This is a genomic window from Glycocaulis sp., assembly GCF_050485565.1.
GTDB lineage: Bacteria > Pseudomonadota > Alphaproteobacteria > Caulobacterales > Maricaulaceae > Glycocaulis.
This window is the reverse complement of the sequence record NZ_JBJHBQ010000001.1, coordinates 60135-80843: the sequence shown is the minus strand read 5'-3', so window position 1 is coordinate 80843 and position 20709 is coordinate 60135. Positions and strand designations below refer to the sequence as shown.

The following is a 20709-nucleotide window of genomic DNA, read 5'->3' as shown; positions in this document are numbered from 1 at the left end:
GGCGGGCATGGTATGGCAAAGCCATCTGTCCTTGCTGCTGAAAGCTGCGTCCAACACGATGACCGCCCATCTTCACATCCCCCACGAGACCGCGCCGCAGAGCGTGATCCATACCTGCTGGCCCGCGGACGGCGATCTGTGGGAGGAAAACCTCGCTCCCGCCCGCGCCGAATTTGCCAGCTTTGTCAGCCATTTGGTGCGCGGCGGCCAGGCCGTCACCGTGCATGCGGCCAATGAGGAAACGGCCCGCGATGTCCGCGCGCGCCTGGGCGATACGGTCGAGGTGGTGCGCAATCCTTATGGCGATGTCTGGGTGCGTGATACCGGCCCGGTCTTTGGCGTCTCGAACGGCCAGCTCAAGGCGGTGCGTTTCCGCTTCAATGGCTGGGGCGGCAAATATGCGCTGGATGGTGACCAGCAGATCGGCCTGGCCGTCGCTGCCCGCGCCGGCGCCGCGCTCAAGGAGGCCGATCTGGTCTGCGAGGGCGGCGCGCTGGAATTTGATGGCGAGGGCACGCTTCTCACCACGCGTCAGTGCCTTCTCAACGCCAATCGCAATCCGGGTCTTACCGAAGCGCAGGTGGAAGGCCGGCTGAAAGAGGCGCTGGGGATCGACGCCGTGATCTGGCTGGATGAGGGCCTGATCGGCGATCATACCGACGGCCATGTCGACAATATCGCCCGCTTTATCGCGCCCGGCATCGTGGCTTGCCAGAGCGCCAGCGGCAGCGATGACCCCAATGCGAAAATCTTCGATGCCATCGCCCGGCAGCTGGAAAATGCGCGTGATGCAAAGGGCCGCAAGCTGGAAATCGTACGCATTCCCTCGCCGGGACGGGTTGTGGATGAGGATGGCGAGCCGAAGGCCGCCTCTCACATGAACTGGGTGGTTTCGCCAAAAACGGTGGTAATTCCGTCGTTTAACGCGCACGCCGATGCGGCGTTAGCAATCCTGAAACCTTACTTTGCGTCGCACACTCTTGCAGCCAGCCCGTCTTCGCATATCCTGTCTGGCGGAGGGTCCTTTCACTGTGTGACTTGTAACCAGCCGCGGGTCTGATCCCATGCGCTATACAGCCTATGCCTTTGCTGCGCTTGCCATGGCGGCCGCATCCAGTGCGGCCCCGCCAGTGCCGTATTTGCGTGCGCTGACGGCCAGCGCGCTGGCTTCGGCTGAGGATGCGCCATCCCCGGTAGCCAGCCTGACCATGGAGCAGGCCGATGCGCTGATTGCCGCTGCCGAGGCGCGCCGGGATGCTGACGGGGTGTCTGAAATGCGCGATGGCGGCGAGGCGGTTTACGCCATCGCTGACGCGGGTGCAGCCATGGCGGGTACGAATGCAGACGCCGCGCCTGTCCTGCCCGAGCGCCATCTGCCAGAGCGCCGCCCCGGCGCGGCGGAGACTGGCGATGCAGAGACCGGCACGTCAGAGACCGACAGCGAGACCATCTATCGTATTGCGCCAGTAGCTGGCGTGGAGGCGGAGGCGCCGTTCATTGCCAGCGCGCCGGAAATGGACCCGGAGGCGGCGCTGGCTGAAGCCGCGGCCATCGCGGAATCGCTCGACATGGCCTATGTCAGCGAGGGCAGCGTGGTGCCGGTGGCGGTGCCTGCCGATGGCGGCGAGTTTGTCTGGGAGATTGCGCCGGAGCGCTTGCTGCCAACCCTGATCGACCAGGCCGAGACGCTGGCCCAGATAAGCGATCCGCGCGCGCCGCGTGTCTCGCTCTATTCCAATCTTGCCTATCTCGACGATGTGATCGTGCGTCTGAACCAGGCGGCAAATTCGCGGCGCGTGGTCGGGCTGGCCGTTGCCATAATCGAGCAGGGCCGCCCGGCCCTGATCTACACCTCTGGCGAGACCGCAGCCGGGTCTGGTGAGGCGATTACGCCGCGCACCGTGTTCCGCGCCGCCTCGCTGACCAAGACGATGACGGGCGTGCTGCTGGCGCATCTGGAGCATGAGGGGCGCATCCGCCTTGATGATCCGGCACCGGAGATCATCCGCGTCAATAATTCGCGCCAGCCGACCGTGCTTGATCTGGTCTCCCACCGCACCGGCCTGCCGCGCAATGCCTATGACAACCGGCTGGAGGAGGGGCGTACGATCGACTCCATCCTCACCGACACCGCCCTGCTGGACCCGGTCTGCGCGGTAGGCGAGTGCTATACCTATCAGAACATTGTGTTTTCCGGCGCGGCTGAAGTCGTGCGCCGCTCCACTGGTTCCAGCTATGAGCGCAATGTGCGCCGCCGGCTGTTTGAACGCTACGGCATGACGACGGCCGGATTTACCGAGCGCGACCTGACGCGCGCGGCGAGCTGGGCGCGGCCCCATAGGGGCTGGCAGCGCCGCGCCGATACACCCGGCAGCCCGGCCAGCAATTACGATGCGGTGGCGCCTGCGGCAGCGGCCGTGGTGTCGCTGGAAGATCTGATGGCATGGGCGCAGGCCCATATATCTGAAACCGGCGGCATTCCGGCAGAGATCCGCGAGCGCATCTTCACCCCTTACGTGGCTACCCCGCGTGAAACGCAAGGGCTGAACCGGCGTTTTCCGGGGCGCGTGCAGGAAACCCATTACGGGCTGGGCTGGCGCATTTACCGCTGGGGCGAGCGTACCCTTGTTGCCCATTCGGGTTATCTGTCTGGCTATGGCGCACAGATAGTCATGGAACCGGCGACGGGATTTGCCTACATAGCGCTGTGGAATGCCGATGCCAGCGCCCCGTGGCGGCTCTGGCCGACGGTAATGGATCTGCGCACGGGCGACGGGCCGGGTGACTGGCTCGACGAGCTGAACGAGGACTGATCTTGACAGAAGCGACGATTACGCTGGGCGTGCTGCAAGGCGCGTTCGGCGCGGACATGCACGCCAATATCGAAACGGTGAAGGGCCTCGTGCGCGAAGCGGCGGGCAAGGGCGCGCAGGTAATCCTGCCGCCCGAACTCTTTCAGGGGCCGTATTTCTGCACCAGCCAGGAAGAGCACTGGTTTGCCACCGCCTACCCGGCGCTGGAGCATCCGTGCGTGACCGCGCTGCAGCCGCTGGCGGCGGAACTCGGCGTCGTAATCCCTGTCTCCATCTTCGAGCGCGATGGCCCGCGCTACTATAATTCGCTTGTCATGCTGGATGCGGATGGCAAGGCGCTTGGCATCTATCGCAAGAGCCATATCCCGGACGGCCCCGGCTATCAGGAGAAGTATTATTTCCGCCCCGGCGATACCGGCTTCAAGGTGTGGAACACCAAACATGGCCGCATCGGCGTTGGCATTTGCTGGGACCAGTGGTTCCCCGAGACCGCGCGCGCCATGGCGCTGCTCGGCGCGGAGGTTCTGCTCTACCCCACGGCCATTGGCTCTGAACCTCATGATGACAGCCTGGATACGGCGGCGCGCTGGCGCCGGGCCATGCAGGGCCATGCCGTCTCCAACGTGATGCCCATTGCTGCGGCCAATCGCGTCGGCAACGAAAACGGCCAGCTCTTCTACGGGACCAGCTTCATCTGCGATCATACTGGCGAAGTGGTGTCCGAACTGGACCGGACGGAACAAGGCGTGGCGGTTGCGCGTTTCGACCGTTCCTTCCTTGACCGCCACCGCGCCGCCTGGGGCTTTTTCCGGGATCGGCGTACCGATCTATACGGACCCCATTTTTCATGACCGAACAGCGCCAGAAAGCGACCCTTACCGTACGCAATGCCACGCTGGCCGATGTGCCGGAGATTCTGGCGCTGCAGGACCGGGCCTATCCCAACCTGCCGCCAGACCTGCCCGGCATGATACGCGGCCAGATACAGGCCTTCCCTGAAGGCCAGTTTCTCGTGGAATATGAAGGTGATGTGGTCGGCTGGTGTGCGACCTTCCTGACCACAGAAGCTTTGGCGATGAGCCCGCACACATGGGCGGAAATCACCGGCAATGGCTATGCGGCGCGCCATGACGAGGACGGCGAATGGCTCTACGGCATGGAGGTGGCGGTCGACCCGTCCCGCCGCCGCCTGCGCATCGGCCAGCGGCTCTACAATGCCAGAAAGCAGCTCTGCCAGGCCTGGGGGCTGAAGGGCGTTGTCTTTGGCGGCCGGCTGCCCGGCTATAAGCGCCGCCGCAAGGCCTACCCGACGCCGGAAGAGTATCTGGCCGCCATCGAGGCGCGCGAGGTGAAGGATTCGGTCTCCAACTTCCAGATGCGCATGGGCTTTGAGCCGGTGGGCGTTCTGAAGAACTACTACCCCGAAGATACTGATTCTCTTGGCCATGCCTCGCTGATGGTGTGGCGTAACCCCAAATTCGTTGAAGCGCCGTCCGGCGGCAAACGCCCAGACCCGCAGACCGTGCGCGTCGCCGCGATCCAGTTCATGGCCCGCGCGGTGGAAAGCACGCGCGAGTTCGAGCGCAATGTGGAATATTTCGTCGATGTCTGTTCGGACTACCGGGCCGATTTCTGCGTCTTCCCCGAAATGTTCACCGTGGCGCTGCTATCGCTCGAAAAGCGGCGCCTCTCGCCGCAGGAATCCATCGCCGCTCTGTCGCGCCACACGCCGCGCTTCCTGGAGTTCATGAGCCAGCTGGCCGTACGCTACAACATTAATATCGTTGGCGGTTCTCACCCGACCGAGACCGATGACGGCGAGATCCAGAACGTGGCTTACGTCTTCCTGCGCGATGGCTCGGTCCACGCCCAGGAGAAAATCCACCCGACGCCGAACGAGCGCTTCTGGTGGAATATCAAGGGCGGCGATTTCGTCCACGCCATACCCACAGACTGCGGCCCGATTGGCGTACTCATCTGTTATGACAGCGAATTTCCAGAGCTGGCACGCCGCCTCGCCGATGAAGGCGCGCGCATATTGTTCGTCCCCTACGCCACCGATGACCGTACCGGCCATTTGCGGGTGCGTTATTGCTCGCAGGCGCGCGCCATCGAGAACCAGTTTTACGTAGTCACAGCAGGCAATGTCGGCAATCTGCCCGACGTTGAAAACATGGACGTCAACTACGCTCAGAGCGCCATTCTGACGCCATGCGACTTCCCGTTTGCGCGCGATGGCATCGCAGCGGAAACATCTGAAAATGTTGAGACAATCGCGGTTGCCGATCTGCGCCTCGATGATCTGGCCGAAGCGCGCCGCTCCGGCACGGTGCGCAATTTGCGCGACCGGCGCTTTGATCTATACCGCATTGTCTGGAATGACGGGCCGGGTGCAGGGCGCAACTAAGCCGCTGCAAATAAAGGCCGTTTTCTACTCGTGCCGCGCTGCCGGGATCAAAAGGGCGATGGCCAGTGCCGCGCCCGCGCTCGGCCAGGTAAAGGCGATGGCCTGATCCACCATACCGCTGGCGAGGCTGAAACCTCCGGCCGTCAGGCCCAGAGCCAGCACGCCGGCAAAGGCAATCCACAAGCTGATGCGAAACCGTGTCATGGCGCTATTTCTCCTGCACCCTGAAGGCAGGATAATGGCAGAAACTGGCTAAATTTCAGTGTGCGCAGCGTTTACGGACGCTTGACCATAAACGCTAGCCCAGCAAGGCACCTGCGATCCCGTCAAAGATGAACTGGGCGGCCAGTGCGGCCAGGATCACCCCGAGGATACGCGTGATCATCGCGGCGACTGTATCCCCCATCACGCGCATCAGCGGACCGGCCGCCAGAAACAGCACCAGACACACGATCAGATTGGCCGCCATCGCCGCCAGTACGACGCCTTGCGTCGCCAGATCCCCGCCCGAGCCGGACATGTAGAGCATGATGGAGGCAATCGCGCCCGGCCCCGCCAGCATGGGGATAGCCATGGGGAAAACGGAGATATCCTCCGGCGCGCTCTCGCCCTCGCCGTGCAGTTTTCCGGCCCGGTCCTCGCGCCGTTCGGTGCGCTTTTCAAAGATCATGTCGAGCGCCACCAGGAAGAGCAGCACGCCGCCCGCCGCGCGGAACGCATCAAGGCTCACCCCCAGCGCCGAGAGCAGCCATTCCCCGCCATAGGCAAAGCCCAGCAGGACGATGGTGGCGACAAGAACCGACTTGATGGCCATGTTGCGCCGGTGCGCCGCGCTGGTGCCTTGGGTCAGCCCCGCAAAGATCGGCATCACGCCGATCGGATCGATCACCACGAAAAACGTGACGAAGGCGGCAGAGAGAAGGGCAAGATCGAAAGCGGGCATGACACACCTGTCCATGGGGGATAGGGGGGCGGATAACACCCCTTTTGGCGCTTGGCGAGGGCGGGCAGGGCCTCTATCCCCGTTTTAAGGGGTTTTCAGGCCCGAAATGAGGGGTGCGCACACCCCGATTCCACGGTTCGAAGGCCCGGATTCCACCGTGTTGCCTGAATGCCACAAGGAGGACAGATGCCCGCCGGCGGCATCTATCCCCCTATTCGTGGCGATTGGGGGGATAGGGGGGCGCCAAGTGGCAAGTTATTCGAGAAGGCAGCAATACCGGGGTCTCCCGCCTCGACGGGAGACCCAGAAAAAGGTTGAACGGCGCGCGAAGGCCAATCAGCATCGGTGCATGTCGGCCCACATCTACATCCTCGCCTCAAAGCGCAACGGCACGCTTTACGTTGGCTCCTGTGCAAACCCGGCAGAGCGCATCGCGCAGCACCGTATGGGCAAGGGGTCGGAATTTGTCTGGAAGTACAAGGTGTTCGACCTTGTCTATCTGTAGCATTGCGGCACCACGCATGATGCCATTGCCCGCGAGCGGCAGGTCAAGCACTGGAACCGGGCGTGGAAGATCGCGCTGATCGAACAGCACAATGCTGAATGGCGCGACCTCTACCCGGAACTGAACAATCTGATGGTGTTCTGAAATCCGGGTCCCCGGCTTGATCGGGCACCCAAATGAACCTTGACCGGCCTGAAAACATGGGTCTCCCGTCGGGGCGGGAGACCCCGGTCGGGAAGCTCATCGGCTAACCTGGCAGATTATTCGAGAAGGCAGCAATACCGGGGTCTCCCGCCCCGACGGGAGATCCAGAAAAAAAAGGTTGCCACCCACGCCGGTTTCCGGCGTTTGACCGACCCGCTTCGGAGAAACAAAAGATGGGTCCCCCGTCGGGGCGGGGGACCCCGGTTTTCCAATGTTCGCCGGTATCTCTGTCTCCGCAAGCGAGGCGAAAACCTTCCCACCGGGGTCTCCCGCCCCGACGGGAGACCTATATGAATATTCACTGGCTCGAAAAGATGGATCCCCCGTTCCCCGTTTTCACGGGGACAGGCAAGCCGGGGACCTAAGGTGGCGAGGACCCCGGAAATAACCCCCTACCCCTCCCGTTCTGCGATCCAGGCTTCCATCTTGGTTTCAAGATAGGAGAGGGGCAGCGGGCCTTCTTCCAGGATGGTGTCGTGGAAATCGGCGAGGTCAAAATCCTCGCCCAGCCTCGCCTCGCCATCGGCGCGCAGGCGGCGGATGAGAATCTCGCCGGTCTTGTAGGCCAGCGCCTGACCCGGCCATGAGATATAGCGCGACACCTCATTGGTGACGTTCAGCGGCGCGAGCGCGGAATTGTCGAGGAAGCAGCTTTCGGCCTCTTCGCGCGTCCAGCCGAAATAATGCATGCCGGTATCGACCACCAGGCGGCAGGCGCGCCACATCTCGTAGGAGAGGCGGCCAAAATCCTCATACGCGTCTTCGTAAAAGCCCATATCGAGGCCGAGGAATTCCGAATACAGCCCCCAGCCTTCAGTGAAGGCGGTGATGGAGGCGCGCCGGCGGAAGTCCGGCATGTCCTCGATCTCCTGGGCGAGCGCGATCTGGTGGTGGTGGCCGGGCACCGCCTCGTGCAAAGTGAGGGCAGGCAGCTCGTAGAGCGGGCGCTGGTCGAGCGCATAGGTGTTGACCATATAGCCGCCGGCCCGGCCGGTTTCGGCGTCGCCCGGCCAGTAGCGGCCGGTGGTGTAGTTAGGCGCGAGCGCGGGCGGCACAGGGCGCACGCCATAGGGCAGGCGCGGCAGGCGGTTGAACACGGCCGGCATCGCATCGTCGGCCAGCTTGGAGAGGTAGGAGGCGCGCATCATCAGCTCCATCTCGCTCTGGGCGTAGAAGCGCGGATCGGTGCGCAGATAGTGGGTAAATGCGTCAAAACTGCCCTCAAACCCGGTGCGCGCGATGACATCATCCATCTCCGCGCGGATGCGGGCAACTTCGGCAAGGCCGGTCTGGTGAACCTCCTCCGGGGTCAGATCCAGCGAGGTGTGATAGCGCACCAGAGCGCGGTAATAGGCGCGCCCGCCAGGTACTTCGGACACGCCAATGCTCTCGCGCGCGGCCGGCATATAGGTGTTCTCGAAATAGTCTCTCAGGCCTGCAATGGCGGGCATGACCGTATCAGCGATAACCGCCGCGCCGCGCGCCTGCAGCGCCTCGCGCGCCTCTGCCGGAATGCTGGCGGGCAGATTGGCCAGTGGCATGTAGAGCGCGCTTTCGCGTGGATCATCGACAATCTGCGCGGCGATCTGGTCGATCACGCCGGGGACGATCTCGCGCGGCTGGGTCCAGCCCGCCTCAATCGCCTCGTCCAGCCAGCCCATCCACGCGTCCAGATGTGCCGGATAGGCCGCCAGCCGGTCAATCCAGGCTTGCGCCTCGTCCTCATTGCGGATGCGCACGCTCATCGCGGCAAAGTCCGCCCAGGTGTGGAAACCGGAATCGTTGGTGAAGGGGAAATACATGCCTTGCACACGCGGCAGGGCGACGCCGTGGCGCAATATGTGTTCCAGCACCGCGTAGGAGGCGGTATCGCTGCCCTCCAGCGTGGCCGGGTCAATCGCCCGCATCCGGTCATAAAACCCGGCAATTTCCGCGTCTTGCTGCTGCAGCGTTTCAGCCGAGATATCGCGCCATTCGCGCATCGCATCGAGATCACCGGCCCGGACGCGCGCCTGCACATTCTGCGCCTCGCTCCAGGCTTCATAGTCGGCGACCAGGCTGGCGAACTCGTCTGCCTGAGCGGCATGGGCGGCGGCCGCGATCAGTACGCTGGCGGCTATACCGCAGATCAGATGGCGCATGGTGTTCTCCCCGTTCGTATATTGTCCAAGGGCTTTACTGCCCGCGTGTGTTGAGCGCTTGCGGCGTCAGGCCGAGACGCCTGGTGATGATCCTGTCTGCCATCCGGCGCGGCAGAATGCCCAGTAACCACTGCGTGAACGGTTCGGGCGTGACGACGGTATTCAGCTTCGGCTTGGGCGATGTCACCGCCGCCCAGACCGCATCGGCCACCGCCGAGGGCGGCAGGCCGTCCCGCCCGCGCTCCAGCATGTAATTGACCAGCCGCCTTATGGGCTTGATGTAATCGGTATGGGCGTATTGCTCCGGATCGACGCTTTCGGCCTTGTCCCAGATCGGCGTGGCGATGGGCCCCGGATTGATGGCAACGACATCAATGCCATAAGGCGTCAGTTCGCGGCGCAGGCCTTGAGTAAACGCCTCCAGCGCGAATTTCGAGCATGCATAGGGCACAACAAAGGGCGCGGCGGAGAAGCCCGCCACAGACGAGATATTCACGATCCGCCCCGGCGCGCCGGAGAGGCTGCGGTCCGTGCCGAGCAGCGGGCCAAAGGCCTGCACCACGCGCAGCTGGCCGGTCACGTTCACATCCAACTGCTTTTCCATCTCCTCGATAGGCAGATGAAGCAGCGGCCCGGCCACGGCGATACCGGCATTGTTGATGAGAGCGCCCAGCGTCGCGCCCATCAGCGCTTCGCGCATCTGGTCCGCGGCGCGGGCAATGGCCGGGCCGTCTGTAACATCAAAGAGGAGCGGGATGACCGCTTCGCCGATTTCGCTTTTGAGGCGCTCGCCGTCTTCGGCCTTGCGTACGCTGGCAAAGACCTGCCAGCCCTTGGCCACGAATTTCTCCACGCACGCCCGGCCAATGCCGGTTGATGCCCCCGTTACCAGCGCGCTGCGCACCAGATCATTCATCTACTTGGCCTCCCGCCCATATCAGCACTTACGGTGGCAAGCGGGGCGGGCGCGGTCAATCGCCCACCCCCGTAGCACACACCTCGCATTGACCTTGCGCCTTGCCGGATTATTGTCTGGCCGCGAACAGGCAAGGGGCGGCCTGAGCTGGCATGACTGATACCGGGATACCCGGTTAAGGCGCTGTCAAGGAAAGCACCGTCCTTTCCCGTTTTACGGATTTTTTCGAAACGGTATTCGAAGGCGGAAAGCAACGCCCATGGCGACCAGACCTGACCAGCCCCTCTCCCCTCACGTCCAGATTTGGCGCTGGCACGCCACCATGGCCTCCTCCATCCTGCACCGCGCGACCGGCGTCGCGAACTATATCGGCGCGGTGCTGGTATCGCTCTGGCTGGTGCTTCTGGCCGCCGGGCCGGACGCCTACGCGATCTGGGAAGATCTGAATGCCGGACCCTTTGGCATTCTCATCACGCTCGCCTTTATCGGCTTCACCTTCTCGGTGGTTTTCCACCTCCTCAATGGCTTGCGACACCTCGCCTGGGATGCGGGGCTGGGCTTTGACGCCAAGGGCTCGAACCTGCGCTCCATCCTCATCATTGCCGGCGCGGTCATCATCACCGCCGCCATCTGGATTGTGGGAGGGCTGGTGTAATGGGTGATTTTCGTACCCCTCTGGCGCGTGTGCGCGGCCTCGGTTCGGCCAAGTCCGGCACCGGCCATTTCATTGCCCAGCGTGTCAGCGCCATCGCGCTCGTCGTGCTGGTGCCGCTGTTTCTGGTGAAGCTCGCCAAGAATGCGGGCGCGGGCTATGTGGAGGCTGCCGCCTGGGTCGGCTCGCCGCTCGGCGCCATCCTCACTTTGCTGGCGATGACTGCGGCGCTCTACCACATGCGCCTGGGTCTTCAGGTCGTCATCGAGGACTATATCTACCGTCCGGCGACCAAGGCGATCCTGCTGATCCTCAACACCTTCGTGGCGGCGGGCCTGTGGATCGCAGTTCTCTATTCCGTACTCGCGCTCGCGCGCTAGGAGCAGGTTTCGATGTCTGACTATAAATGGATCGACCACTCATTTGATGTTGTCGTGGTGGGCGCGGGCGGTTCGGGCCTGCGCGCAGCGCTCGGCGCGGCGCAAGCCGGGCTGAAAACGGCCTGCATCACCAAGGTCTTCCCCACGCGCTCCCACACGGTGGCAGCCCAGGGCGGCATCTCGGCCAGCCTCGGCAATATGGGCGAGGATGACTGGCGCTGGCACATGTATGACACCGTCAAGGGGTCCGACTGGCTGGGCGATCAGGACGCGATTGAATATCTCTGCCGCGAAGCACCGGCCGCCGTGTACGAGCTTGAACACTGGGGCGTGCCGTTTTCCCGCACCGAAGAGGGCAAGATCTACCAGCGCGCCTTCGGTGGCATGACCCGCAATTACGGCGAAGGCCCGGTCCAGCGCACCTGCGCGGCGGCTGACCGTACCGGCCACGCCATATTGCACACGCTCTACGGCCAGTCGCTGCGTCACTCGACGGAGTTCTTCATCGAGTATTTCGCGCTCGACCTCATCATGGATGCGGACGGCGCCTGCCGGGGCGTCACCGCCTGGAAGCTCGATGACGGCACGCTGCACCGCTTCCGCGCGCAGAAAGTCATTCTGGCGACCGGCGGCTATGGCCGCGCCTATTTCTCCGCCACCTCCGCCCACACCTGCACTGGCGATGGCAATGCCATGGTCCTGCGCGCTGGCCTGCCGCTGCAGGACATGGAGTTTGTCCAGTTTCACCCGACCGGGATTTATGGCGCGGGCTGCCTCATCACCGAGGGCGCGCGCGGCGAGGGCGGGTATCTGACCAATTCCGAAGGCGAGCGCTTCATGGAGCGCTATGCGCCCTCGGCCAAAGACCTTGCCAGCCGCGATGTTGTTTCACGCTCGATGACGATCGAGATCCGTGAGGGGCGCGGCGTCGGTCCGAACAAGGACCATATCTTCCTGCACCTCGATCACCTTGATCCCAAAGTGCTGCACGAGCGCCTGCCGGGCATTTCGGAAAGCGCGAAAATCTTTGCCGGTGTGGACGTGACGCGCGAGCCGATCCCGGTCCTGCCGACCGTCCACTATAATATGGGCGGCATCCCGACCAATTATCACGGTGAAGTGCTCACCAAGGTCGGCGGCGATCCGGACCATGTGGTGCCCGGCCTGATGGCCGTCGGCGAAGCGGCGTGCGTATCGGTCCACGGCGCGAACCGTCTCGGCTCGAACTCTCTCATTGACCTTGTCGTGTTTGGCCGCGCGGCCGGATTGCGCTGCGCGGAGACGACGCAAAGCGGCGCGACGCAGGCCGAACTGCCCAAGGACGCAGGCGATGCGACGCTCGCGCGCCTTGACCGCTTCCGCCACGCCAATGGCGGCACGCCGACGGCAAAACTGCGTCTCGACATGCAGCGGGCCATGCAGGAAAACTGCGCCGTCTTCCGTACCCAGGACGTGCTGGACGAGGGCGTGGAGCGCATCGCGAAAGTGGTCTCAGGCGCGAGCGACATTGCGATCAAGGACCGCTCCATGGTCTGGAATACCGATCTGGTTGAGGCGCTGGAGTTTGACAATCTCATCGCCCAGGCCGCCGTCACCGTGAACTCGGCCGCGGCGCGCACCGAGAGCCGCGGCGCGCATGCGCGCGAGGACTTCCCGGACCGCGATGACAAGCAGTGGATGAAGCACACGCTGAGCTGGTATGACGAAAAGACCGGCAAGGTCACGCTGGGCGAGCGCCCGGTGCATGAATACACGCTCTCCAACGACATCGCCTATATCGAGCCCAAGGCGAGGGTGTATTAGGATAAAATGTGGTAGACTGAACGCATGAGCAGCGAACCGGAAAATCTTGTCCTTGAATACCTGCGCCGGATTGACCAGCGCATGGCCAAGGTGGAAGAGCGCCTCGGCAATGTTGTCGAGCGCCTCTCTTCGCTTGAGGATCAGACTGCCGGTTTGCGTCGTGACTTCATGCGTCTGGAACACCGTATTGATGGATTCGAGGGCCGTCTGGACCGGATCGACCGCCGTCTCGATCTGGCCAACGCCTGACTTTTGAACGTTCCGACTGCAAACAGGACACGAAACGCATGGTCCAGCTGACGCTGCCGAAAAACTCGCAAGTCAAAAAAGGCAAGGCCTGGCCGAAGCCGGAGGGCGCGAAGAATACCCGCACCTTCAAGGTCTACCGCTATGACCCCGATACGGGCGAGAACCCGCGCTGGGACACCTATCAGGTGGACATGGACAAGTGTGGCCCGATGGTGCTGGACGCGCTCTTCTTCATCAAGAACGAGATCGATTCCACGCTCGCCTTCCGCCGCTCCTGCCGCGAGGGGATTTGCGGCTCCTGCTCGATGAATATTGGCGGGCGCAACACCATCGCCTGCACCGCCGCCATCGACGACTATAAGGGCAGCGTCACCATCTCGCCTCTGCCCCACCAGCCGGTCATCAAGGACCTGGTGCCGGATCTCACCAATTTCTACGCCCAGCTGACCAGCATCAAACCCTATCTGCAGACCGTGACGCCGACCCCGCAGGGCGAATGGCGCCAGTCCATCGAGGACCGCGAAAAGCTGGACGGGCTCTATGAGTGCATCCTTTGCGCTTCGTGCTCGACGGCCTGCCCGTCCTACTGGTGGAATTCCGACAAGTATCTGGGCCCGGCCGCGCTCCTGCAGGCGTATCGCTGGATCGCCGACAGCCGCGATGAAGCCACCGGCGAGCGCCTCGATGACCTTGAAGACCCGTTCAAGCTCTATCGCTGCCACACCATTATGAACTGCACCAATGTGTGCCCGAAGGGGCTGAACCCCGCCAAAGCCATCGGCCATATCAAGGAATTGCTGGTCGAACGGCAGGGTTAGTTTTTGCCCCTGCGGTTCCACCGTCCCACCTTGCGTTTTCCCGACGAAAGTCGGGATCCAGCTCTTTTCGGTTCCATCGGACTATTCCTCCCCGCGTTTCACCGGCGAAAGCCGGTGCCTAGGTAGAAGCTTCCGCTGGACCCCGACTTGCGTCGGGGAAACGCAGTAAAGACGAACTCGCAACCCCTTCCCCGAATCCTCCCCTGCCGCTACACACCCTCCATGAAATCGGTTTGTGTATATTGCGGGGCGAGCCCCGGCGGTGATCCCGCCTATGCCGCGACGGCGAGGCAGGTGGGCCTCCATCTGGCCAGCGAGGGCCTGCGTCTGGTCTATGGCGGCGGGCAGGTGGGCCTGATGGGCGTGCTGGCCGATGCAGCCGTGGAGGCGGGCGGCGCGGTCACCGGCGTGATCCCGGACTTTCTCCATCACCGCGAGATCGCCCATCCGCGCGTGTCTGATATGCGCGTCGTCACCTCCATGCATGAGCGCAAGCACGTGATGGCCGAAGAGTCAGATGCCTTCATCGCGCTGCCCGGCGGCATTGGCACGATGGAAGAGCTGTTCGAGATCTGGACCTGGAGCGCGCTCGGCCGTCACACAAAGCCGGTCGGGCTTATCAATGTGAACGGCTATTACGATGGCCTGCTGGCGTTTCTGGACCGGATGCAGGCGGACGGTTTTGTACAAGCCCGCCATCGCGACATGCTGTTTTCAGGCGCGGATGTGGCCGATCTGCTCACCCGCATGGGCGATTATCACCATCCCGGCATGATTCCCTCGCTTGAACGCGCGCGCATGTAGGGTGTATCGCCAGTCCCATGCGCTTGCCCGACCAGAAACTTGAACAGATTCTCGACCGCTTCGACCAGATCGAGGCGCGCCTTGGCGCGGCCAGTGATGGCGAGGAGATCGTCAAGCTCTCGCGCGAGCACTCCGAGCTTAAAGAGGTCACTGAAAAGGCGCGTGAGCTCAAAGCCGCGCGCGCCGGGCTTGCCGAGGCCGAGGCCATCATCGCCGAGGGCGGCGACAAGGACATGGCCGAGCTGGCCCAGGAAGAGCGCGCGGAACTGAAAGAGCGCATCCCGCAAATCGAGCGCGAGCTGCAGCTTCTCCTCCTGCCGAAAGACAAGGACGACGAGGCCAATGTGATCCTCGAAATCCGCGCCGGCACGGGCGGGGATGAGGCGGCGCTGTTTGCCGGTGATCTCTTCAACATGTACCAGCGCCACGCCTCCAAGCAGGGCTGGAAGGTGGAGGTGCTGTCGGCCAGCGAGAGCGAGGTCGGCGGCTACAAGGAAATCATCGCCTCGCTCAACGGCAAGGGCGTGTTCGGCCAGCTGAAATTTGAATCCGGTGTGCACCGCGTGCAGCGCGTGCCGGCGACTGAAGCCGGCGGGCGCATCCACACCTCGGCTGCCACCGTCGCCGTGCTGCCAGAGCCGGAGGACGTGGACATCGTCATCCGTGATGAGGATATCCGTATCGACACGATGCGGGCCTCCGGCGCGGGCGGCCAGCACGTCAACAAGACGGACTCCGCCGTGCGCATGACCCACCTGCCCACCGGCATTGTCGTCATCAGCCAGGAAAAATCCCAGCACCAGAACCGCGCCATCGCCATGCAGGTGATGAAGACGCGGCTCTATGAAAAAGAGCGTAGCGAGAAAGACGCGGCGCGCGCGGCCGAGCGCAAGGGCCAGGTCGGCTCGGGCGACCGGTCAGAGCGCATCCGCACCTATAACTATCCGCAAGGGCGCCTCACCGATCACCGCATCAATCTGACGCTCTACAAGCTGCCCGAGATCGTGTCTGGCGAGGCGCTGGGCGAGGTGATCGACGCCCTCCTGGCCGAGGATCAGGCCGCCCGCCTCGCCGCCATGGATGAGGGGTAGGGGGGCTCCAACCATTGTCATGGCCCGGTTTATCCGGGCCACCCATGCCTGAGAGTTTGGAGTTAGCGGGGGCCGATACAGGCCGCAAAGCGGCCCGCAGGCGCGAACGCGCGCCCGCGACTGCCTGTGCCCGCGCAGGCGGGTATTCGCGGAACATCGCAACGCGGATGCGTTGCGGAACTAAAAGAGGCATGGATCCCCCGCATGAAGCGGGGGATGACAGGTTCTAGAGGCTATTGAAAACCGGCCATGACCCCCACCCCCCTCAAAACCGCCACACAGCGCCTCGCCGCCGCCGGCATTGAGGATGCGCGCGAGGAGGCGCGCGCTTTGCTGCGTCATGCGCTGGGGCTGGATGCGGCCGGTATGATCGCGCGGGGGACCGCGCCTTTAAGCGATGAGGAAACCGCCCGCTTCGAGGCGCTGGTGGCGCGGCGGGAGGCCCGCGAGCCGCTCTCCCACATCATCGGCTCGGTGGGCTTCTGGACGCTGGACCTGCTCGTTACCCGCGATGTCCTCACCCCGCGCAGCGATACCGAGACGCTGGTGCGCGCCGCGTTGGAGCAAATCCCCGACCGCGCCGCGCCCTTGCGCATCCTTGATATCGCCACCGGCTCTGGCGCCATTGCGCTGGCGCTCCTGTCCGAGCTGCCGAACGCCACCGCCATCGCGACGGACATCTCGCCCGCCGCGCTGGAGATCGCAAAGGCCAATGCCGCGCGCAATCAGCTCTCCGGCCGCATCGTCTTTCTTGAGACCAGCTGGACCGACGGCGTGGACGGCCCGTTTGATCTTCTCGTCTCCAACCCGCCCTATATCGCGCCGGAAATCATCGAGACCTTGGACCCTGAAGTGCGTGATTTTGAACCGCGCCTGGCGCTTGATGGCGGGCAGGGCGGGCTGGAGCCCTACCCGCACCTGCTGGCCGAAACGCGCCGCCTGCTCAGCCCCGGTGGTCATGCCTTCTTCGAGATCGGCCACGATCAGGGCGCAGCGGCGCGGGCGCTGGCCAGCGCGGCGGACTTTGCCGAGCTTGCGATCCTTCCCGATCTGGCCGGGCGCGACCGGGTGCTGGCCCTGCGCAACTGAAAAAAACTTGGAAATGGCTGGCAGATGAGTCTAGACTCATTGCGATACAGCGGTTGTTGCGCGCCGGAACGGGGCAGTTACAACTGAAAAGTGGCAAGCGCACCCTGCTGTAATACCGGCTCTCATCTTGCAGAGACTCGCAGCACCACCGGCACGGTGCTTCGTGACTTGGCGCAACGCGATTTGGCGCATCCGCCCGCAGGGTCAGACCGAAACAGACAGACATTTCGCCGGCAAGGTCACAGCATGAGGACCAGAATACGATATGAAGCGTCAACGCGGCCGCGGGCGTAAGCCCAGTCATAATCAGGGCAATCGCAATTTCGAGAGCAATGGGCCGGATGTGAAAATCCGGGGCAATGCTGCCCACATCTATGAAAAATACCTCCAGCTGGCGCGCGATGCCTCCTCCTCCGGTGACCGCGTGATGGCGGAGAATTACTATCAGCACGCCGAGCACTATTTCCGCATCGTGCAACTGACCCAGCCGCGCCGCGAAGAGCGCGACAATAATAGCGATGACGACAGCGATGACGGTGATGATGGCGATAGCCGCAACACCCATCAGCAATCGCGCCATGGCGGCGATGGCGATAATGCTGAGCGCAGCGACAATCAGGGCAATGGCGAGCGCCAGCCGCGTGCCCGCCGTGAACGCCGCCCCAGCCGCCGCGCCGAGGGTGAAAACCGCCAGGATGCAGGCTCTGATAACGCCCAGCCCGATCCGCTGCGCATGGTCGATCCCGGTGCCGCTGGCGGTGACAGCCCGCCCGCATCGCAAGGCAGTGAGCAGCCGGGTGACGATGCGCCCCGCCCGGCCCGCACACGCCGTCCGCGCCGCACCCGCGCCGATGCCGAGGCCGAAGCGGCCCTCAAATCCGCCTCCGGCGGAGATGCCGACGCAGCGGCTTAGGGTTTTATGCTGGCCCGTCCGGGTTTCATGCCTTCGCGTTTCACCGGCTTGAAGCCGGTGCCCAGCGTAGCTCCATGATCTCTGGGTCCCCCGTCGGGGCGGGGGACCCCGGTGGAGGGGTCATCGGTAAAACCGGCAGAACTATGGAAAAGTCCACACACCCGGGGTCCCCGCCCCCGAGCGGGGACCCATGGCAACACCCCGCGCAATCCCCCCCACCAAATTTATTTCCCTCCTGCTTGTGTGGTCTCGTTGCCACACCTACATGCATGTCATCAGGGTTGGCGGACCGTGCCTCCAAGAGGGCGGTCTAACTCCAACTCCTTGTCTCGCTGCCCTTTTTCAGGAGACCTGAAGGCATGAATTTCGACACCTATACCGACCGTGCGCGCACTGTGATCCAGACCGCACAGGGCCTCGCCATGAAGGCGAAGAACCAGCAATTCTCCCCCGAGCACGTGTTCCGCGCGCTGATGGAGGAGGAAGAGGGCTTGGCCCTCAACCTCATCAACGCCGCGGGCGGGCGGGCCGACCTCGCCGCCGATCTCGCCAGGCGCGCGGTGGATGCCCTGCCGAAAGTGGAGGGCGGGTCCGGCCAGCTTTATCTCGCGCCCAAGACGGCCGAAATCCTGTCGGCTGCCGAGGAAGCCGCGAAGAAGGCCGGTGACCAGTATGTGACGGCCGAGCGCCTGCTGCTGGCCTTTGCGATCACGCCCGGCACCGCGCCCTACGACATCCTGAAGCAGGCGGGCGTCACCCCGCAGACGCTGAACACCGCGATCAACGCGCTGCGTCAGGGCCGCACCGCCGACAGCGCCTCGTCTGAAGACAGCTATGAGGCGCTGAAGAAATACGCGCGTGATCTCACCGAAGTCGCCCGCAAGGGCAAGCTCGATCCGGTGATTGGCCGCGATGAGGAAATCCGGCGCACCATTCAGGTGCTCTCCCGGCGCACCAAGAATAACCCAGTCCTTATCGGCGAACCGGGCGTCGGCAAGACCGCGATTGCCGAGGGCCTCGCCCTGCGCATCGTCAATGGCGATGTGCCGGAGAGCCTGAAAGACAAGCGCCTGCTCGCGCTCGATATGGGCGCGCTGATCGCGGGCGCGAAGTATCGCGGCGAGTTTGAAGAGCGCCTCAAAGCCGTGCTCTCCGAAGTGACCAGCGCGGATGGGAAAATTATCCTCTTCATCGACGAGATGCACACGCTTGTCGGTGCCGGCAAGACCGATGGCGCGATGGATGCGTCCAACCTCCTCAAACCCGCTCTTGCGCGCGGGGAGCTGCATTGCGTCGGCGCAACCACGCTCGATGAATACCGCAAGCATGTGGAGAAGGACGCCGCGCTCGCCCGCCGCTTCCAGCCCGTCTTCATCGACGAGCCGAGCGTGGAGGACACCATCTCCATCCTGCGCGGCCTGAAAGAGAAGTATGAGGTCCATCACGGCGTGCGTATTGCCGATGGGGCCATCGTGGCCGCGGCCACCCTCTCCAACCGCTATATCACCGACCGCTTCCTGCCCGACAAGGCCATCGATCTGATGGACGAGGCGTCGGCGCGCCTGCGCATGCAGGTGGATTCCAAACCCGAAGAGCTCGACGAGCTCGACCGGCGCATCATCCAGCTGAAGATCGAGGCGGAAGCGCTGAAAAAAGAGTCCGATGCGGCGTCCAAGGCGCGCCTTGAAGCGCTGACCAAGGAGCTATCCGATCTCGAGCAGCGCTCTGCGGAAATGACGGCCGCCTGGCGCGCCGAGAAGGACAAGCTCGCCTCCTCCACGCATCTGAAAGAACAGCTCGACCAGCTACGCGCAGAGCTCGCCAATGCGGAGCGGCGGGGCGATCTCGGGCGTGCCTCCGAGATCAAATATGGCCGCATCCCCGACCTTGAGCGCCAGCTTGGCGAGGCTGAAAAGGCCGGTGAAGCCAATGGCAAGGGCGCTCTGGTGCAGGAAGTGGTCGATGAGGAGCAGATTGCCGGCATCGTCTCGCGCTGGACCGGCGTGCCGGTCGACAAAATGCTCGAGGGCGAGCGGGCCAAACTCCTGAAAATGGAGGAGGGGCTGCATGCCCGTGTGGTCGGTCAGGATGAGGCGGTCGCCGCCGTCTCCGACGCCGTGCGCCGCGCGCGCGCGGGCCTGAAAGACCCCAGCCGCCCCATTGGCTCCTTCCTCTTCCTCGGCCCCACCGGGGTGGGCAAAACCGAGCTGACCAAAGCCTTGGCCGAATTCCTCTTCGATGACGAGACGGCGATCACCCGGCTCGACATGAGCGAATACATGGAGAAGCACTCGGTCGCGCGCATGATCGGCGCGCCGCCGGGCTATGTCGGCTATGACGAGGGCGGGGCGCTGACCGAAGCCGTCCGGCGCCGCCCCTATCAGGTCATCCTCTTTGACGAGGTGGAAAAAGCCCATCCGGACGTGTTCAACGTGCTCCTGCAGGTGCTCGATGATGGCCGCCTGACCGATGGTCAGGGCCGCACGGTCGATTTCCGCAATACGCTGATCATCATGACGTCGAACCTTGGTTCAGAGTATCTCCTCTCCGGTTCGGTGGAGGCGGCGAGGCCGCAGGTGATGGAGGCGGTGCGGGCGAGCTTCCGGCCTGAATTCATCAACCGGATCGACGAGACGATATTGTTCCAGCGTCTTGAGCCGCAGCACATGGGCGCCATCGTGGAGATCCAGCTGAAACGCCTTGAAGCGCTCCTCAAAGACCGCCGCATGACGGTCTCTCTCGATGACGTGGCAAAGCAATGGCTGGCCGACAAGGGCTATGATCCCGCCTATGGCGCGCGCCCCTTGAAACGCGTGATCCAGAAGGAGCTGCAGGATCCGCTCGCCCGCCTGATCCTGGAAGGTGCCATCAATGATGGCGACGAGGTGAAGGTCTCTGCCGAGGCCGGATCGCTGACCATCAATGGACAGGCCGTCTCCCGCTCTGCCCTGCCACCGGCAGAGGCCGTGATCCAGTAGGGG

General features: G+C 63.7%; 19 protein-coding genes. 15 read left to right on the top strand and 4 right to left on the bottom strand.

From position 1 onward, the window contains the following. Positions 1–7 precede the first annotated feature (7 nt). Genes ACQ5ID_RS00360 through ACQ5ID_RS00345 form a run of 4 tightly spaced genes read left to right on the top strand, consistent with a single transcriptional unit; the run spans position 8 to position 5220 of the window. Positions 8–1060: an agmatine deiminase family protein gene (locus ACQ5ID_RS00360; RefSeq protein ID WP_429910497.1), complete on the top strand. Its 1053-nt coding sequence runs from the start codon at positions 8–10 to the stop codon at positions 1058–1060. A gap of 4 nt (positions 1061–1064) precedes the next feature. Beyond that, positions 1065–2813, top strand: a complete 1749-nt coding sequence (locus tag ACQ5ID_RS00355; protein ID WP_429910496.1) for a serine hydrolase domain-containing protein — start codon at positions 1065–1067, stop codon at positions 2811–2813. A 2-nt stretch (positions 2814–2815) separates the two neighbouring features. Continuing rightward, positions 2816–3664: an N-carbamoylputrescine amidase gene (aguB, locus tag ACQ5ID_RS00350; protein WP_429910495.1), complete on the top strand. Its 849-nt coding sequence runs from the start codon at positions 2816–2818 to the stop codon at positions 3662–3664. After that, positions 3661–5220: a GNAT family N-acetyltransferase gene (locus ACQ5ID_RS00345; protein ID WP_429910494.1), complete on the top strand. Its 1560-nt coding sequence runs from the start codon at positions 3661–3663 to the stop codon at positions 5218–5220. Before aguB ends, ACQ5ID_RS00345 begins: the two co-directional genes overlap by 4 nt. A 24-nt stretch (positions 5221–5244) precedes the next feature. Here the strand turns inward: ACQ5ID_RS00345 and ACQ5ID_RS00340 are convergent, their stop codons facing one another. Both ACQ5ID_RS00340 and ACQ5ID_RS00335 read right to left on the bottom strand, forming a co-directional pair. After that, entirely contained in the window at positions 5245–5424 is a 180-nt protein-coding gene (locus tag ACQ5ID_RS00340; RefSeq protein ID WP_429910493.1) for a hypothetical protein, read from the bottom strand. Positions 5425–5518: 94 nt separating this feature from the next. Further along, positions 5519–6163 carry a MarC family protein gene (locus tag ACQ5ID_RS00335; RefSeq protein ID WP_429910492.1) on the bottom strand — a complete coding sequence of 215 codons (645 nt, stop codon included), beginning with the start codon at positions 6161–6163 and terminating at the stop codon, positions 5519–5521. Between the two features lie 349 nt (positions 6164–6512). On the opposite strand from ACQ5ID_RS00335, the gene ACQ5ID_RS00330 reads away from it, so the two are divergent. Next, positions 6513–6668, top strand: a complete 156-nt coding sequence (locus ACQ5ID_RS00330; protein WP_429910491.1) for a GIY-YIG nuclease family protein — start codon at positions 6513–6515, stop codon at positions 6666–6668. A gap of 596 nt (positions 6669–7264) precedes the next feature. Here the strand turns inward: ACQ5ID_RS00330 and ACQ5ID_RS00325 are convergent. Further along, positions 7265–9013 (bottom strand): DUF885 domain-containing protein, encoded by a 1749-nt coding sequence (locus tag ACQ5ID_RS00325; protein WP_429910490.1) that lies wholly within the window; start codon positions 9011–9013, stop codon positions 7265–7267. Between the two features lie 34 nt (positions 9014–9047). Then, positions 9048–9929, bottom strand: coding sequence for an SDR family NAD(P)-dependent oxidoreductase (locus tag ACQ5ID_RS00320; RefSeq protein ID WP_429910489.1), 882 nt, complete (start codon positions 9927–9929; stop codon positions 9048–9050). Positions 9930–10188: 259 nt separating this feature from the next. Here ACQ5ID_RS00320 and sdhC point away from each other — a divergent pair, with 259 nt between their 5' ends. The 10 genes from sdhC to clpB all read left to right on the top strand — a co-directional run bounded on the left by sdhC (position 10189) and on the right by clpB (position 20706). Beyond that, positions 10189–10584, top strand: a complete 396-nt coding sequence (gene sdhC, locus ACQ5ID_RS00315) for a succinate dehydrogenase, cytochrome b556 subunit (RefSeq protein ID WP_127568334.1) — start codon at positions 10189–10191, stop codon at positions 10582–10584. Continuing rightward, positions 10584–10961 carry a succinate dehydrogenase, hydrophobic membrane anchor protein gene (gene sdhD, locus ACQ5ID_RS00310; RefSeq protein WP_429910488.1) on the top strand — a complete coding sequence of 126 codons (378 nt, stop codon included), beginning with the start codon at positions 10584–10586 and terminating at the stop codon, positions 10959–10961. The genes sdhC and sdhD overlap by 1 nt, the downstream gene beginning before the upstream one ends. 12 nt (positions 10962–10973) lie before the next feature. Next, positions 10974–12764: a succinate dehydrogenase flavoprotein subunit gene (gene sdhA, locus ACQ5ID_RS00305; protein ID WP_429910487.1), complete on the top strand. Its 1791-nt coding sequence runs from the start codon at positions 10974–10976 to the stop codon at positions 12762–12764. Positions 12765–12788: 24 nt separating this feature from the next. Beyond that, positions 12789–13013, top strand: coding sequence for a hypothetical protein (locus ACQ5ID_RS00300; RefSeq protein ID WP_371392480.1), 225 nt, complete (start codon positions 12789–12791; stop codon positions 13011–13013). 38 nt (positions 13014–13051) lie between these two features. After that, positions 13052–13831, top strand: a complete 780-nt coding sequence (locus ACQ5ID_RS00295) for a succinate dehydrogenase iron-sulfur subunit (RefSeq protein WP_429910486.1) — start codon at positions 13052–13054, stop codon at positions 13829–13831. A 222-nt stretch (positions 13832–14053) separates the two neighbouring features. After that, entirely contained in the window at positions 14054–14635 is a 582-nt protein-coding gene (locus ACQ5ID_RS00290) for a TIGR00730 family Rossman fold protein (protein ID WP_429910485.1), read from the top strand. 17 nt (positions 14636–14652) lie between these two features. Then, a complete protein-coding gene (prfA, locus tag ACQ5ID_RS00285) occupies positions 14653–15726 on the top strand; it encodes a peptide chain release factor 1 (protein ID WP_429910484.1) in 1074 nt (357 codons plus the stop codon). 249 nt (positions 15727–15975) lie between these two features. After that, entirely contained in the window at positions 15976–16815 is an 840-nt protein-coding gene (prmC, locus tag ACQ5ID_RS00280) for a peptide chain release factor N(5)-glutamine methyltransferase (protein WP_429910483.1), read from the top strand. A 265-nt stretch (positions 16816–17080) separates the two neighbouring features. Further along, positions 17081–17728, top strand: coding sequence for a DUF4167 domain-containing protein (locus ACQ5ID_RS00275; protein WP_429910482.1), 648 nt, complete (start codon positions 17081–17083; stop codon positions 17726–17728). Positions 17729–18087: 359 nt separating this feature from the next. Next, positions 18088–20706, top strand: coding sequence for an ATP-dependent chaperone ClpB (clpB, locus tag ACQ5ID_RS00270; RefSeq protein WP_429910481.1), 2619 nt, complete (start codon positions 18088–18090; stop codon positions 20704–20706). Positions 20707–20709 lie beyond the last annotated feature (3 nt).

Excerpts from the sequence above, each read along its gene's own strand:
- ACQ5ID_RS00360 (WP_429910497.1), top strand. The coding sequence starts at position 8 with ATGGTATGGCAAAGCCATCTGTCCTTGCTGCTGAAAGCTGCGTCCAAC.
- ACQ5ID_RS00355 (WP_429910496.1), top strand. The coding sequence starts at position 1,065 with ATGCGCTATACAGCCTATGCCTTTGCTGCGCTTGCCATGGCGGCCGCA.
- ACQ5ID_RS00345 (WP_429910494.1), top strand. The coding sequence starts at position 3,661 with ATGACCGAACAGCGCCAGAAAGCGACCCTTACCGTACGCAATGCCACG.
- ACQ5ID_RS00340 (WP_429910493.1), bottom strand. The coding sequence starts at position 5,424 with ATGACACGGTTTCGCATCAGCTTGTGGATTGCCTTTGCCGGCGTGCTG.
- ACQ5ID_RS00335 (WP_429910492.1), bottom strand. The coding sequence starts at position 6,163 with ATGCCCGCTTTCGATCTTGCCCTTCTCTCTGCCGCCTTCGTCACGTTT.
- ACQ5ID_RS00330 (WP_429910491.1), top strand. The coding sequence starts at position 6,513 with ATGTCGGCCCACATCTACATCCTCGCCTCAAAGCGCAACGGCACGCTT.
- ACQ5ID_RS00325 (WP_429910490.1), bottom strand. The coding sequence starts at position 9,013 with ATGCGCCATCTGATCTGCGGTATAGCCGCCAGCGTACTGATCGCGGCC.
- ACQ5ID_RS00320 (WP_429910489.1), bottom strand. The coding sequence starts at position 9,929 with ATGAATGATCTGGTGCGCAGCGCGCTGGTAACGGGGGCATCAACCGGC.
- sdhC (WP_127568334.1), top strand. The coding sequence starts at position 10,189 with ATGGCGACCAGACCTGACCAGCCCCTCTCCCCTCACGTCCAGATTTGG.
- sdhD (WP_429910488.1), top strand. The coding sequence starts at position 10,584 with ATGGGTGATTTTCGTACCCCTCTGGCGCGTGTGCGCGGCCTCGGTTCG.
- sdhA (WP_429910487.1), top strand. The coding sequence starts at position 10,974 with ATGTCTGACTATAAATGGATCGACCACTCATTTGATGTTGTCGTGGTG.
- ACQ5ID_RS00300 (WP_371392480.1), top strand. The coding sequence starts at position 12,789 with ATGAGCAGCGAACCGGAAAATCTTGTCCTTGAATACCTGCGCCGGATT.
- ACQ5ID_RS00295 (WP_429910486.1), top strand. The coding sequence starts at position 13,052 with ATGGTCCAGCTGACGCTGCCGAAAAACTCGCAAGTCAAAAAAGGCAAG.
- ACQ5ID_RS00290 (WP_429910485.1), top strand. The coding sequence starts at position 14,054 with ATGAAATCGGTTTGTGTATATTGCGGGGCGAGCCCCGGCGGTGATCCC.
- prfA (WP_429910484.1), top strand. The coding sequence starts at position 14,653 with ATGCGCTTGCCCGACCAGAAACTTGAACAGATTCTCGACCGCTTCGAC.
- prmC (WP_429910483.1), top strand. The coding sequence starts at position 15,976 with ATGACCCCCACCCCCCTCAAAACCGCCACACAGCGCCTCGCCGCCGCC.
- ACQ5ID_RS00275 (WP_429910482.1), top strand. The coding sequence starts at position 17,081 with ATGAAGCGTCAACGCGGCCGCGGGCGTAAGCCCAGTCATAATCAGGGC.
- clpB (WP_429910481.1), top strand. The coding sequence starts at position 18,088 with ATGAATTTCGACACCTATACCGACCGTGCGCGCACTGTGATCCAGACC.